Source organism: Helicobacter turcicus (assembly GCF_019711685.1).
Lineage (GTDB): Bacteria > Campylobacterota > Campylobacteria > Campylobacterales > Helicobacteraceae > Helicobacter_D > Helicobacter_D turcicus.
The window spans coordinates 25,992-39,034 of record NZ_JAIGYQ010000007.1 but is presented as its reverse complement, the minus strand read 5'-3'; the positions used below and the strand labels follow the sequence as shown (position 1 = coordinate 39,034).

Below are 13,043 nucleotides of genomic sequence, written 5' to 3'. Positions count from 1 at the left end.
TTTTGTATCAAGTGAGACAAAATGAGAAAAAAAGCAACATTTTAAAATCCCAAAAAGGATTCTAAAATTTATAAGTTGTATTTATGCAAGTTGTGCCTTTAGCATCCAAATTGCTTTTTCTAGCTCTGCTACTTTTTCATCAGCGAGGGCAATTGTCGCTTTGTCATTAGCTTCGCCTGCAATGTCTGAAAGCTCCCTAAAAGCTTGTAAAAAATATTCATAATCTGGCAGAATTTTTGTCAAAATTGTTTTAGAATCAAAACTTGTCGCACTATCCTCTTGAATTTTACTTGTCGCTAACATATCTTTTAGTGTAACATAAGGCTTCTCTCCAAGCTGTAACACGCGCTCTGCTACGGAATCCATTTGTTCTGTTACCTCTTCATACATTTCTTCTAATGCCTTATGCACAGGGTGAAAATCCGCACCTTTAACATTCCAATGGTAATTATGTAGTTTGATGTAGAACACTGCAGAATCTGCTTGGATTTGTTTTAAGTTTTGAATAACTTTACTCATAGTCTCTCCTTAAATAAATTTAGTTTGTAAAATCATATTATAAAGAATCTTAAAAGAAAATTATTATTATTTAGAAACTGATTTTATTCTTGTATGCTTGTGCCATTGCAATTAGCCACCTGTCTGGTAAAAGGCGCGTTTGGAAATAGAATCTTCATTCCAATCGTTTTTTTCTGGTTTAGTTTGAATGCAGAGTTTTAGGCGCTCTAAAATTTCTTGCGTATTGCCTTGCAGCATTGCTTCTTTAATGTCAATTGCATTTTCATGATAAAGGCAAGGGATAAGCTTACCCTCACTGCTTAAGCGAATGCGATTACAAGTTTTGCAAAAGTCGTCATTATGAGGCGCAATCACCCCAAAAACATAATCTCTCTCTAAAATACAATCAAGCTTCTCTTTAAGGGATTGTTTTGGAATCTTAAAAAGAGTAGCGGGTCCAAAAATTTCTTTTTCAAAAAGACTTATTGGATATTTTTTACGGATATGTTCTAGGATTTCAGGGAGTTTTAATCCTACGATTCCACTTTTTGCATACGTGTTTTCCATAAATTCAATATAGCGCACCATTACGTCTAGTCGTATTGCATATTCTAAGATTTCTACTATCTCATATTCGTTGATTCCACGCAGTGGCACCATATTGAGTTTAATTTTTAATCCTACTTTGTGTGCTGCTTGTATGCCTAGCAGAATTTTATCTAACCCATCACGTTTAGAGATACACTTAATGTTATCTCTCCTTAGAGAATCTAAAGAAATATTAATGCGTTTTAATCCCGCATCTTTTAAGTTCTGCGCAAGAGGGGCTAATAAAAAGGCGTTTGTGGTTAGGGCAATGTCAATTTCTGGAGCAATTTTGCAAATATTAGCAATAAATTCCACGATTTTAGAACGCAAAAGTGGTTCTCCTCCCGTGATTCTGATTTTTTTTACACCTTCACTTATAGCAACTTTGATGAAGTTTAACACAGAATCTAAAGGCACATCTTGGCTTTCATCGCCAATATCCATTGGAGTATTTGGCATACAATATGCACAGCGGAAATTACAACGTTCCGTCACGCTAATGCGCATATAATCAATGGTTCGCCCAAAGCTATCAACTAGCACACGCTCTCCTAAATATAAAATGCGTAATCATACTAAAGCATACAAAAAAAAGCTATAATTTTACGAAAATTTTGTGCGCTTTGGAGGGATTTTGACAAAATTTACAATGCCTTGTGTGGTGTTAAGTGGTGGGATGGGGGAGAGAATGGGTGGTTTTAAACAAAATCTTCCTTTTTTAGACTCCACATTAGCAAATTTTCAAGCAAAACGTCTAAAAAATTGCTTTGAGTATGTGTATTTCTCTGCTAAAGTGCCAATTGTAAATGTCTTTGGTGTGGAGACAATTTTGGATTCTAATTGCGCATTTCAAAAAGATTCCACAGCGCCTATTTTTGGGCTATATAGTGCGCTAAAGGCATTGCAAAGTGATATATTTGTGTTAAGCATTGATGCGCCCTTTTTTGCTTGTGATTCTGTAACATTGCTAATGGAACAAGCCTCTAAAATCAAAAGTGTGTTTGCTAAAAACACCAAAATCCACCCACTTTTAGGGATTTATCGCTTTAGTGCGTTAGATTCCATTGAAGCGCAAATTTTAAAGCGCAATTTTAAATTAATGGATTTATTGAAGCTAATAGGAGCAGAGTTTATTGAGGTTTCAGTAGAGCAAACGCGAAATCTTAACACAAAGCAAGATTATGAAGAAGCTTGTAGGGTTGTAGGGTTTAAAGGATAGTTATGGCAGATGACGCAGAGAAGACCGAAGAACCCACCGCGCGGAAGATAGAGAAGGCGCGAGAAGAGGGTAATGTCTTAAAGAGTCCTGATGTTAATGCGTTTTTAGGGCTTGTTGTGGGGTTAGCACTTGTGTTTTTATGTTTTAACTTTTGGGTGCGTGGGCTTGGAGGTTTATTTGAGCAAATTTATCAAGGCTTTAATCAAGATTTTACGCGCTCTAATGCAATGACAATTGCGATTTCTTTGGTTCTTCAAGTGCTGTATTTGTTAGCACCTATTTTCGCAACTTTAATGGTAATAGGAATAGTTGCAAATGTTTCTCAAAGCGGGTTTTTATTAACAGGAAAAGCAATCCAACCAAAACTTCAAAAGTTAAACTTTATCACAGGAATGAAGAATCTAATCTCCCTTAAAAAGCTCCTTGATGGCTTTTTAATCACTTTTAAAGTGCTCACTGCTTTTATCATTGCCTTTTTTGTCTTTATCGGTTTTATGCATGAACTAACAACTGTGGCACTCTTTCCGCTTGGTGAGCAAATGCTGTGGTTTAGGGATAAGGCAATTATTCTAATTGGAATCCTTTTAGCATTTTTCTTAGTGATGGCAAGCGTGGATTATATGATTAAACGTTATCAATATTTTAAATCCTTGCGTATGAGTAAGCAAGAAGTTAAAGATGAATTTAAAAATCAAGAAGGGGACCAACAGGTTAAAGGAAAAATCCGCTCTTTAATGTTTCAAGCAGCTAGAAAAAGAATGATGCAAAATATTCCAAGTGCCGATGTGGTGGTTACAAACCCAACGCATTATGCTGTGGCTTTGCGCTATGATGGTAAAAAAGAGAACGCACCGCGTGTGCTTGCTAAGGGAGTGGATTTCTTAGCCCAACGTATTAAAGAAATTGCTAATGAACATGAGATTCCAATTATTGAAAATCCTCCTCTTGCAAGGGCATTGTATAAAGATGTTGAGCTTGACAAAGAGATTCCAGAATCCCTCTATAAAGCAATGGTAAGTGTGCTTCTTGAAGTGCAACGTATTAACGAAAGACGCAAAAGAGCATAGATTACAAAAAAGTTAGAATCTAAGAATTGTATAATGTTTCTGCAATATAAAACACGTTAGAATTGCGCTAATTTTTATCTAGCAAAAGGGGCTAAAATGAGTGCTTATGAAACGATTATCGGGCTTGAAGTGCATGTCCAACTCAATACAAAAACAAAAATCTTTTGTGCGTGTGCGACAAGTTTTGGAGAGGAGCCTAATAAAAATGTCTGTCCCACTTGTTTAGGCTTACCCGGGGCTTTGCCTGTGTTAAATCGTGAAGTGGTGAAAAAAGCAATTTCCTTTGGGAGCGCAATTAATGCAGAGATTAACCAAAATTCTGTGTTTGCACGCAAAAACTATTTTTATCCAGATTTACCAAAAGCTTATCAGATTAGTCAATTTGAGATTCCAATTGTTGGGCGTGGAAATATTGAGATTGAAGTTAATGGTGAGAAAAAAATCATTGGCGTAACACGAGCACACATGGAAGAAGATGCGGGTAAAAATATCCATGAGGGGAATCATTCTAAAGTGGATTTAAATCGTGCTTGCACCCCACTGCTAGAGATTGTAAGTGAACCAGATATGCGTAGTAGCGATGAAGCAATTGCTTATCTTAAAAAGCTTCACTCTATCGTGCGCTTTCTAGGAATTAGTGATGCAAATATGCAAGAAGGTAGCTTCCGTTGTGATGCAAATGTTTCTATCCGCCCAAAAGGAGATTCCAAACTTTATACTAGAGTAGAAATTAAGAATCTAAATTCCTTTAAATTTATCCAAAAAGCCATTGAATATGAAGTGGAACGACAAATTGAAGCATGGGAAGATGGAAATTATGAAAGCGAAGTTGTGCAAGAAACAAGGCTTTTTGATACCACAAAAGGCACAACGCGTTCAATGCGTGGTAAAGAAGAAGCTGCAGACTATCGCTATTTTCCGGATCCAGACTTGCTCCCTGTATTTATTGATGAAGTGCTAATGCAAGAGGGCAGGGAGATTCCAGAAATGCCTGATGAAAAAAGAGAGAGATACATTCGTGATTTTGGAATCAAGGCAAGTGATGCAAGTGTGCTAACAAGTGAGCTTGAAATGGCACTGTATTTTGAGTCTATGCTAAGTCTTGGGGCAAGTGCAAAAGGTTCTGTAACTTGGCTAACAACAGAGCTTTTAGGACGATTAAAGGGTGAAAATACTCTCCAAAATTGTGGAATAGATTCTAGTGTGCTAGCAATTTTAGTCAAACGCATAGATGAGGGTAAAATTAGTGGAAAAAGCGCAAAAGAAATCTTAGATGTGCTTGTACAAAAGCGCGGAGGAGATGTGGATGCGCTAATTTTAGAAATGGGATTGGAGCAAGTCAATGACGATGGAGTGATTTTAAATGCAATTGATTCTGTATTAAATGCAAATGCTAATAAGGTTGCTGAATATAAAAGCGGAAAAGACAAGCTTTTTGGATTCTTTGTTGGGCAAGTAATGAAGAGTGCAAAAGGAGTGAATCCTGCAAGAGTTAATGAACTTTTAAAAGAGAAGTTACAATAACAAGGACTAGTAGTGGAGAGTGTGCAAGTAGATTCTAGGTTAAGGAATGTGCAAGAGTATTTTGAGCTTGGAGGGCATGATTTTTTCACTCCGTATTTGCTAGGACTTGCATTTTTGCCTTTGTTGCTTGCTTTTGTTTTATTATGTGGAATCCTTTATGCCTTTGGTGTAGATTGGTATGCAGCTTTGTATGCGACTTTGCGTGTGGATTTTGGCTTTAGCAGTGCGTGGCTAACTTGGGTGCAATCCCTTTTTGATTATGTAATAAAAACTTCTGTGATTGTATTGTTTGCCTTTGGAGTGTTTGCTGGTTCGTTGTTAATCTCACTGCTTGTGTGTGCTTTTGTTACGCCTTATGTAGTGCGTTATATCCGTGATTTACATTATCAAAAGTGTAGTATTGAGGGAAATATGAGCTCTATTATGTCTTTGTTATGGCTTGTTAGCGTGTATCTGTGTTATGGGCTGTTTTTGCTTATGTTGCTGCCTTTTTACTTTGTCCCTTTTATTGGCGGTTTTGTGATGTTACTCCCAAGCTACTGGCTCTTTTCTAAGACAATGATTACAGATGTTGGCACAACAATTTTTAAAAAAGACACGTTTAAGAGTGTAAAAACCATACAAAAAGGCAAAATTAGAAGTGTTGTTCTACCTCTTTTTGGGATAAGTCTAATTCCTATTCTTGGCTTTTTCTCACCCGTATATGCTCTAAGTGTGCTTACACATTTATTTTTTGATATTAAGTTGAAGGAAAATTATGGAAATGCAAATCCAAATTGAACGTGCAGTTTTAAGTTCGATTCTCTTTGATTCTGAACGTTTAGACACATTGGCTGAATTGCTAACTCCGGAGGATTTTTCTTACACTCCACATAAAAATATTTTCTTTGCGATGTTGGAGTTACATCGCACCGATAGACCTATTGATGAAGAATTTATCCTAAAGCTCTCCACAAAAGCGCGTCCTATCACACAAGAAGAGCTTTTAAATGTGCTAACAACAAGTCCAATTGGAGATGTGAAAGCTTATGCTAATGAGATTCGTGATGCCTCTATTAAGCGCAAACTGCATTCTTTTGCTACAAAGATTCAAGAATCTACAAACGATGGAAACTCTAGTGTACAGGAGATCATGGATTATCTCCAAAGTGAGCTTTATAAAATCACAAATGTGCATGAAAGTCGTGAGTTTAGGAATGCAAAAGAAGTCTCGGAAGCCACAATGGAATATATTAATAAAATGAAAGCACGTGGAAATCACTTGCTAATTGGTGTGGATACAGGATTTGTAAGCCTAAATAAAATGACAACGGGTTTTGGCAATGGGGATTTAATTATCATTGCCGCTCGTCCTGCAATGGGAAAAACAACGCTTGTGTTAAATATGGTGCAAAAAGCACTTGATACCGGGCGTGGAGTTGCGTTTTTTAGTCTTGAAATGCCAGCAGAACAACTTATGTTAAGAATGCTATCAGCTAAAACTTCTATTGCCTTGCAAGTCTTGCGCGTGGGGAATTTACAAGATGATGAGTGGAGTAATCTCTCTCACGCGGTAGATGTGATGAGTAAAGCACCACTTTTTATTGATGATAATAGTATTTTGACCATTCACCAACTCCGCACAAAACTGCGTAAAATTAAGTCAAAACACCCAGAAATAGGACTTGCCGTGATTGATTATTTGCAGTTAATGAGCGGGGCAAGCAACAAAGATAGACACCAAGAGGTGAGCGAAATTAGTCGTGGTCTCAAAATGATTGCTAGAGAACTTGAGATTCCTATTATTGCACTCTCTCAATTAAATAGAAGTTTGGAGCAAAGAAGTGATAGGCGACCCATTCTATCGGATTTAAGAGAATCTGGCTCTATTGAACAAGACGCAGATATTATTTTATTTGTGTATCGTGATGCAGTGTATAAGCAAAAAGATGAAAAAGAAAAAGAGGAGGCTGCTAAGAAGGAGGGTAAGGAGTATAAAAGCACTTTTGTCCTAAAAAACGAAGAAGAAGCAGAGATTATCATTGGCAAACAACGTAATGGTCCAATTGGTGCAGTAAAACTCATGTTTCAAAAGCATTGCACACGTTTTATGGATATAAGTGAAGCAAATCCATCTATGCAAATTGTGTATGAAAATCTCTCTGAAAATACGCAGACCAAATTCATACCACCGCAAAATGACAAGGTAGAAGCACCAATTATTTAGATATTTTGTTTTTTTCTATACTTTTAGATTGACAATCGCAATTGCCACAACCGCAATTATTACCTTTTTTGGGATAGAGTTTGTAGGCTAAATAACCACTAGATAGTATAAAAATTACGGCAAGTAAAATAGAATCACTCATTATTGTTCCTTAATTCCATTAGCATAGCTAGCAATTCTGTGTTTTAAGATTTGCTAAGGCAGGAGGTATTTCTAACTAAAATTGCCATTAGTTTAGCTTAAAGTAAAAATAGCAATAAATAAAAAACAAAAAATAGAATCAAAATACAAAGAATAATGGAGAATCAAACAAATGTTGTGCTTGAAATGAAGTTAAATTAGAGTAAAAATAATTTCTTGCTCTTTAATGTCTTTTATTACTAATGAACGCGGTATAGATTTTATAACGAGGATTTTCTAGATTTTAGCGTTAAGCCATACCCAAAAGGCTAAATTTTTCTGCTAATTTTCTTTAGGGCTTTGCGCAGTGTTTTAATTTGTCTGCGCGGAATCACAATGGATTCTTCAGTCTGTTCAATGCCTTTTATATTATCATCAACTTTGACCTTAATGCAAACCCCGCCTTGATTATCCTTTTTCTCATCAACGTTTGGAATATCAAAAGTGGAAACCTCAATATAGCCACTCTCAATAAGGCTACTTTTTAAGGGGATTTTGTAAGAGAATTTTTTAATTTTTTGCTTCATTATTTTGCTTTGTAGATTTTTTCGGCTTTTTTGCTGCAACCTTGGCAAGTTTTTGCGCTTTTTTGCTTTCTTTTTTAAGCTTTTTATATGCCACTTTGGATTCTTTTAGTGCCTTGCGAATAGCCTTAATTTGCTTAAGTGGCAAATGAATTTTCCATGACTGCGCATCACCGATAGAGGCACAAATGCTAACTACGGCTTGACTATCTTCACCATAAGGCTCTTCAATAATTGCAAAATCTAGCCTTCCGTTTTCACTACCATTTAAAGGAAGTCTTTTGTAGATTCTCGTCTCCTTCATAACTGCCTCCGTTGTTTGGGATTTCTTTTCTCTTTATTAATGTAGAATATAATATGATAACTTAAATTACTCTTATAAATTAGAGACTAAGACTTTCTTAACATTTTCTTTAAGAGTGCTTGGAGCTTTAGCCAATCTTGAATCGGCAAGAGCGGATGTCCAGAGAATTTTCCATTTGCCGGTAAGCTTTTTGAAATTGCGCCACGCGCACCCACTTGCGTAAAATCACCGATATGCAAATGCCCAGCACTTCCGCACTGCCCACCAAGGACAACATTGCGTCCTGTTGAGGTAGATCCTGATATCCCAGCTTGTGAGACGATAATAGAAAACTCACCGATGTTACAATTGTGCCCAATTTGAACAAGATTATCAATTTTTGTGCCTTGTTTAATACGTGTTTCTCCAAATACAGCCCTATCAATGGTTGTGTTTGCGCCAATTTCCACATCATTTTCAAGCACAACTTTTCCATTGTGATAAATTTTAACATGGCGTCCGTCTTTTGTGTGTGCATAGCCAAAGCCATCACTTCCAATGACGCTATTTGCGTGAATTCTAACATTATCTCCAATCACGCAATCATTGTAAATGCAAACTCCGGGAAATAACACACAATTTGTGCCAATTTTGACATTCTCACCAATGGTTACATTAGCTAAAATTACGCAGTTTTCGCCAATCTCACTCCCCTTACCAATGCTAACATTGCTAGCAATTTGCGCACTTTCTGCAATCTTTGGTGATGTCTTTGCGCTAAAGAGCGGAATGGCAAAATATTCTGTTAAATACGCCATTGCAAGATAAGGATTTTCACATACTAATGCAAACGCAGATTTTGGAAGTGTATCCACATGGTTTTTGCGTGTCAAAATTGCTCTTGCCTTACTAGTTTTTATTTGTTCAATATAGCTGTCTTTTTCTAAAAAAGTAATGGAATCGCTAGTAGCGTTTTGGGGGGATTCTAGATTGAAAATAGGAGTAGAATCAAAAAAACTAGAATGCACTTCCCAGCCATTTTTATAGTGCATTACACACTCTAAAGCACTCTTGTTTTTCAAAATCGTAACAATTTCTTTTAGCTCCATATCTATCCTTTAGTTGTTGGATTCAATTGCTAGGATTCCACTGCGAGTAATATCCTTAGGTTTGTGGATTCTTAGCGCATTTAAAAGCGTATTAATGCGTGTGGGTGTATCACAGGCAACAAAAATCGCATATTTGTCATTTGCTTCCAAAAGCCTTCCATTAAAAGCATTAAAGAGTGTGCTAATTGCGCTTAAATTTCCTTCAATGTTAAATTTTGCAAGTAGGGATTCTTGTTCTATAATTTGCTCATCTTCAAGCACTTTTAACACAGGAATAAGTTTATGGAGCTGTTTAATGATTTGCTCTAGCACTTTATTATCCCCTTTTGTAGCAATAGTGATACGTGAGAGATTGGAATCTAAAATAGGTGCAACGGTTAAGGATTCTATATTATAGCCACGTCCAGCAAATAGCCCACTAATACGCGATAAAACGCCATGTTCATTAAGAACGGTCACCGTAATTGTGCGTTTAATTTCCATCGCCTACTCCTTATGTTCTAAAATCATATTAAATAATGCACCACCTGTTGGCACCATTGGCAAGACATTTTCCATTCTGTCAATGCGCACATCAAGCAAAGCAGGTTTATTAGAAGCTATTGCCTCTTGCATCGCATTTATAAAATCTTCTTTTGTATAACAAACTCTGCCATAACCACCAAAAGATTCCACAAGTTTTACAAAATCAGGTTGTTGTTCTAAATCTGTTTCAGAATAGCGGTCACCATAAAAAAAAGTCTGCCATTGCCTAACCATACCCAAATAATTATTATTTAGCACGATATTAATTACAGCAATTCCATACACTGCGCAAGTCATTAATTCTTGGATATTCATCAAAATTGAGCCATCACCACTAATATTAATAGAAATCTTGTTTGGATATGCCTTTTTAGCTCCCATTGCAGCAGGCAAACCAAAGCCCATAGTGCCTAAGCCGCCACTCGTGATAAATTGTCTAGGGTGCTTGAAAGGATAAAACTGCGCCACCCACATTTGATGCTGTCCAACATCTGTGCTAATTAGAGTTGAATCCCTCAGCATTTCTCCAAGTTTTTCAAGCACCCATTGAGGTTTTAGTGGAGTCGTGGAATCCTCATAGCTTAAAGGGTGAAGCTTGTTGTAGCGCTCTAATTGCTCTCTCCAAACAAGCGTGGATTTAGAATCATATTCTTCGCGCAAAAGAGGCAAGAGCTCTTCTAATACACTCCTAATATCTCCAACAATAGGATATGTTGCATTCACAATCTTACTAATGCTACTTGGGTCAATATCAATATGGATAATTTGCGCATATTTTGCAAACTCACTAAGCTTCCCTGTAACCCTATCATCAAAGCGCGTACCAAGAGCAATGAGCAAATCTGCTTCGCTCATTGCCATATTTGCCACATAGCTTCCATGCATTCCTATCATTCCTAAAAGATTTGGGTGATTATGCGGTAGGATTCCACGTGCCATTAGTGTTTCAACCGCTGGGATTTGCGTAAATTCACACAATTCTTTGATAATCTTAGCACTTCCTGATGCAATTGTGCCGCCACCAAGATAGAACAGTGGCTTTTTGGATTCCTTTATGACTTGAGCAGCTTTTTTGATTTGACGCACATTGCCTTTGTAGGTTGGCTTGTAAGTTTGGAGTTTAATCTCACTTGGATAGTTAAACTCGCCAACTATTGCACTAATATCCTTTGGTATGTCAATATGCACGGGTCCCGGGCGTCCGCTTCTTGCAATGTAAAAGGCTTCTTTTAAAATTCTAGGGAGTTCTTCAATACTTTTTACAAGATAATTATGCTTTGTGCAAGGACGCGAGATTCCCACTGCGTCAATTTCTTGAAACGCATCTGTTCCGATTAAGCTTGTTGGGACTTGTCCGCTAATAATCACTAAGGGAATGGAATCCATATAGGCAGTTGCGATTCCAGTAATTGTGTTTGTAAAGCCAGGTCCGCTTGTAACAATAGCAACGCCAACCTCACCACTTGCTCTAGCATAGCCATCTGCTGCATGCACAGCCGCTTGTTCATGTCGCACTAAGATATGTTCAAAGAAGTTTTGCTTATAAATTTCATCATAAAGGTTTAGTGCAGCACCGCCTGGATAACCAAAAACCACTTTCACACCTTCGTTTTTAAGTGCGTGCATTACCATTTCAGAGCCATTTAATTGCATAAAAAATCCTAATTATTTTTTGCTTGATTCTACTTTAACAAAACTTTAACAACGCTTTTAAGATTCTAAGTTTAGGTAGTTTGTTGTAGATTTTCCTACGCAAAATTCTATGGCTTTAGGGAGAAAATTTAGAATCTTTAAGGTAAGATTCTGCACAAGATTTAAGGGTTAATCCTTACTTTAGGAGTATTTATGAACAATATTGTAACGCGTTTTGCGCCCTCTCCCACAGGTTATTTACATATTGGTGGTTTGCGCACAGCATTGTTTAACTACCTTTATGCTAGAGCAAATGGAGGCAAGTTTTTGTTGAGGATTGAGGATACGGACTTAGCGCGCAACTCCATAGATGCTAAAGATGCAATTCTTCAAGCTTTTAATTGGGTGGGAATGGACTATGATGGTGAAGTGGTGTATCAAAGTCAACGTTTTGCACTCTATGCAAAGTATGTGGAACGCCTACTCAAAGAAGGCAAGGCGTATTATTGCTATATGCAAAAAGAGGAGTTAGAAGCAAATCGTAAAGAGGCGGAAGCAAAAGGGAAAGTGTGGCATTATGATAGACGTTATCGTGACTTTATCGGTACTCCTCCAGAGGGTGTAAAACCTGTCGTTAGGATAAAAGCTCCCCTAGAGGGTGAGGTTTATTTTAAAGATGGCATTAAGGGTGAAATGCGTATTTGCGCAAAAGAATTAGATGATTTTATTATCGCAAGAAGTGATGGAGTGCCAACTTATAACTTTGTTGTAGCTATTGATGACGCATTAATGGGGATTACAGATGTTATTCGTGGAGATGACCATTTAAGCAACACACCAAAACAAATTGTAGTGTATGAAGCACTAGGATTTCCTGTGCCACGTTTTTTTCATGTTCCTATGATTTTGAATCCAGAGGGCAAAAAGCTAAGCAAACGTGATGGCGCAATGAGCGTCATGGAATACAAAGCTTTAGGATATTTGCCACAGGCTCTTTTGAATTTCTTAGTGCGCCTAGGTTGGAGTCATGGTGATACAGAGATTTTTTCTATGCGAGAAATGCTAGAGCTTTTCAATCCAAACAATCTAAACTCAGCACCTTCTTCTTATAATGCAGAAAAACTATTGTGGCTAAATGCTCACTATTTAAATGCGCTAAATGCGGAATCTATAAATGCGATTCTGCCTTTTTATGGTGCAAGTGTGCCAAGTGTGGTAGTGCAAGAGGTTTTATATCCAGAAATTAAAGAGAGATCAAAGACTTTGGTAGAATTTGTGGAGATTCTAAAAAAGTGCTTAAACCCAGTGGAGTCCTTTGATAAAAAAATGCTCCAAAAGGTAAAAACTGACGAAAATATTCACTTTTTTAATGCGTTTATTGTGTATCTAAATACGCTTAAAAAACCTTTCCAAAGTGCGCAAGATGTAGAAGTGGAAATTGCGACATTTGCGGACTTTCACGGGCTTAAGGCAAAAAATCTTTTTATGCCCTTGCGTTATGCTTTGTTAGGAAGTAGTGGTGGGGTTGGAATCTCATCACTTATAGCAGCTTTGGGCATTAATGAGACAAAGGAGCGTATTTTAAAGGCATTAGAGAGTTTAAGGTATGCTAAAAGCATTGGAAATGAAACAGATTCTAAATAAAATATATTTTAAATAGAGAAAAGAGTATAATTTTTATTAGGAAT

The 13,043-nt window shown here is 37.0% G+C and carries 14 protein-coding genes; 6 read left to right on the top strand and 8 right to left on the bottom strand.

The genetic code is table 11. The features are described from left to right. Positions 1-81 precede the first annotated feature (81 nt). Both K4G57_RS06020 and moaA read right to left on the bottom strand, forming a co-directional pair. Positions 82-519: a Dps family protein gene (locus K4G57_RS06020; protein ID WP_221532257.1), complete on the bottom strand. Its 438-nt coding sequence runs from the start codon at positions 517-519 to the stop codon at positions 82-84. A gap of 111 nt (positions 520-630) precedes the next feature. After that, positions 631-1,629, bottom strand: a complete 999-nt coding sequence (gene moaA, locus K4G57_RS06015; protein WP_221532258.1) for a GTP 3',8-cyclase MoaA — start codon at positions 1,627-1,629, stop codon at positions 631-633. Positions 1,630-1,720: 91 nt separating this feature from the next. On the opposite strand from moaA, the gene K4G57_RS06010 reads away from it, so the two are divergent. The 5 genes from K4G57_RS06010 to K4G57_RS05990 all read left to right on the top strand — a co-directional run bounded on the left by K4G57_RS06010 (position 1,721) and on the right by K4G57_RS05990 (position 7,102). Beyond that, positions 1,721-2,305, top strand: coding sequence for a molybdenum cofactor guanylyltransferase (locus K4G57_RS06010; RefSeq protein WP_221532259.1), 585 nt, complete (start codon positions 1,721-1,723; stop codon positions 2,303-2,305). Positions 2,306-2,307: 2 nt separating this feature from the next. Continuing rightward, positions 2,308-3,372, top strand: a complete 1,065-nt coding sequence (flhB, locus tag K4G57_RS06005; RefSeq protein ID WP_221532260.1) for a flagellar biosynthesis protein FlhB — start codon at positions 2,308-2,310, stop codon at positions 3,370-3,372. A gap of 96 nt (positions 3,373-3,468) precedes the next feature. After that, the gene (gatB, locus tag K4G57_RS06000; RefSeq protein WP_221532261.1) at positions 3,469-4,896 is read left to right on the top strand and encodes an Asp-tRNA(Asn)/Glu-tRNA(Gln) amidotransferase subunit GatB; all 1,428 of its coding nucleotides are present in this window, start codon (positions 3,469-3,471) and stop codon (positions 4,894-4,896) included. Positions 4,897-4,908: 12 nt separating this feature from the next. Then, positions 4,909-5,676, top strand: a complete 768-nt coding sequence (locus tag K4G57_RS05995) for an EI24 domain-containing protein (protein WP_221532262.1) — start codon at positions 4,909-4,911, stop codon at positions 5,674-5,676. Further along, positions 5,660-7,102, top strand: coding sequence for a replicative DNA helicase (locus K4G57_RS05990; RefSeq protein WP_221532326.1), 1,443 nt, complete (start codon positions 5,660-5,662; stop codon positions 7,100-7,102). The genes K4G57_RS05995 and K4G57_RS05990 overlap by 17 nt, the downstream gene beginning before the upstream one ends. Here K4G57_RS05990 and K4G57_RS05985 read toward each other — a convergent pair. From K4G57_RS05985 to K4G57_RS05960, 6 genes are all read right to left on the bottom strand, one after another. Next, a complete protein-coding gene (locus tag K4G57_RS05985; protein WP_221532263.1) occupies positions 7,095-7,244 on the bottom strand; it encodes a FeoB-associated Cys-rich membrane protein in 150 nt (49 codons plus the stop codon). The two genes, K4G57_RS05990 and K4G57_RS05985, sit on opposite strands and share 8 nt — an antisense overlap. 307 nt (positions 7,245-7,551) lie before the next feature. After that, positions 7,552-7,809 carry a hypothetical protein gene (locus tag K4G57_RS05980; RefSeq protein ID WP_221532264.1) on the bottom strand — a complete coding sequence of 86 codons (258 nt, stop codon included), beginning with the start codon at positions 7,807-7,809 and terminating at the stop codon, positions 7,552-7,554. Further along, the gene (locus tag K4G57_RS05975) at positions 7,793-8,110 is read right to left on the bottom strand and encodes a hypothetical protein (RefSeq protein ID WP_221532265.1); all 318 of its coding nucleotides are present in this window, start codon (positions 8,108-8,110) and stop codon (positions 7,793-7,795) included. The genes K4G57_RS05980 and K4G57_RS05975 overlap by 17 nt, the downstream gene beginning before the upstream one ends. 86 nt (positions 8,111-8,196) lie before the next feature. Further along, positions 8,197-9,141 (bottom strand): UDP-3-O-(3-hydroxymyristoyl)glucosamine N-acyltransferase, encoded by a 945-nt coding sequence (lpxD, locus tag K4G57_RS05970; protein ID WP_429913082.1) that lies wholly within the window; start codon positions 9,139-9,141, stop codon positions 8,197-8,199. A 66-nt stretch (positions 9,142-9,207) separates the two neighbouring features. Beyond that, a complete protein-coding gene (gene ilvN / locus K4G57_RS05965; RefSeq protein ID WP_221532267.1) occupies positions 9,208-9,681 on the bottom strand; it encodes an acetolactate synthase small subunit in 474 nt (157 codons plus the stop codon). 3 nt (positions 9,682-9,684) lie between these two features. Then, positions 9,685-11,376, bottom strand: coding sequence for an acetolactate synthase large subunit (locus tag K4G57_RS05960; RefSeq protein ID WP_221532268.1), 1,692 nt, complete (start codon positions 11,374-11,376; stop codon positions 9,685-9,687). A 192-nt stretch (positions 11,377-11,568) separates the two neighbouring features. On the opposite strand from K4G57_RS05960, the gene gltX reads away from it, so the two are divergent. Beyond that, the gene (gene gltX, locus K4G57_RS05955) at positions 11,569-12,999 is read left to right on the top strand and encodes a glutamate--tRNA ligase (RefSeq protein ID WP_221532269.1); all 1,431 of its coding nucleotides are present in this window, start codon (positions 11,569-11,571) and stop codon (positions 12,997-12,999) included. The last annotated feature ends 44 nt before the right edge of the window (positions 13,000-13,043 follow it).

Excerpts from the sequence above, each read along its gene's own strand:
- K4G57_RS06020 (WP_221532257.1), bottom strand. The coding sequence starts at position 519 with ATGAGTAAAGTTATTCAAAACTTAAAACAAATCCAAGCAGATTCTGCA.
- flhB (WP_221532260.1), top strand. The coding sequence starts at position 2,308 with ATGGCAGATGACGCAGAGAAGACCGAAGAACCCACCGCGCGGAAGATA.
- gatB (WP_221532261.1), top strand. The coding sequence starts at position 3,469 with ATGAGTGCTTATGAAACGATTATCGGGCTTGAAGTGCATGTCCAACTC.
- K4G57_RS05990 (WP_221532326.1), top strand. The coding sequence starts at position 5,660 with ATGCAAATCCAAATTGAACGTGCAGTTTTAAGTTCGATTCTCTTTGAT.
- K4G57_RS05985 (WP_221532263.1), bottom strand. The coding sequence starts at position 7,244 with ATGAGTGATTCTATTTTACTTGCCGTAATTTTTATACTATCTAGTGGT.
- K4G57_RS05980 (WP_221532264.1), bottom strand. The coding sequence starts at position 7,809 with ATGAAGCAAAAAATTAAAAAATTCTCTTACAAAATCCCCTTAAAAAGT.
- K4G57_RS05975 (WP_221532265.1), bottom strand. The coding sequence starts at position 8,110 with ATGAAGGAGACGAGAATCTACAAAAGACTTCCTTTAAATGGTAGTGAA.
- lpxD (WP_429913082.1), bottom strand. The coding sequence starts at position 9,141 with ATGCACTATAAAAATGGCTGGGAAGTGCATTCTAGTTTTTTTGATTCT.
- ilvN (WP_221532267.1), bottom strand. The coding sequence starts at position 9,681 with ATGGAAATTAAACGCACAATTACGGTGACCGTTCTTAATGAACATGGC.
- K4G57_RS05960 (WP_221532268.1), bottom strand. The coding sequence starts at position 11,376 with ATGCAATTAAATGGCTCTGAAATGGTAATGCACGCACTTAAAAACGAA.
- gltX (WP_221532269.1), top strand. The coding sequence starts at position 11,569 with ATGAACAATATTGTAACGCGTTTTGCGCCCTCTCCCACAGGTTATTTA.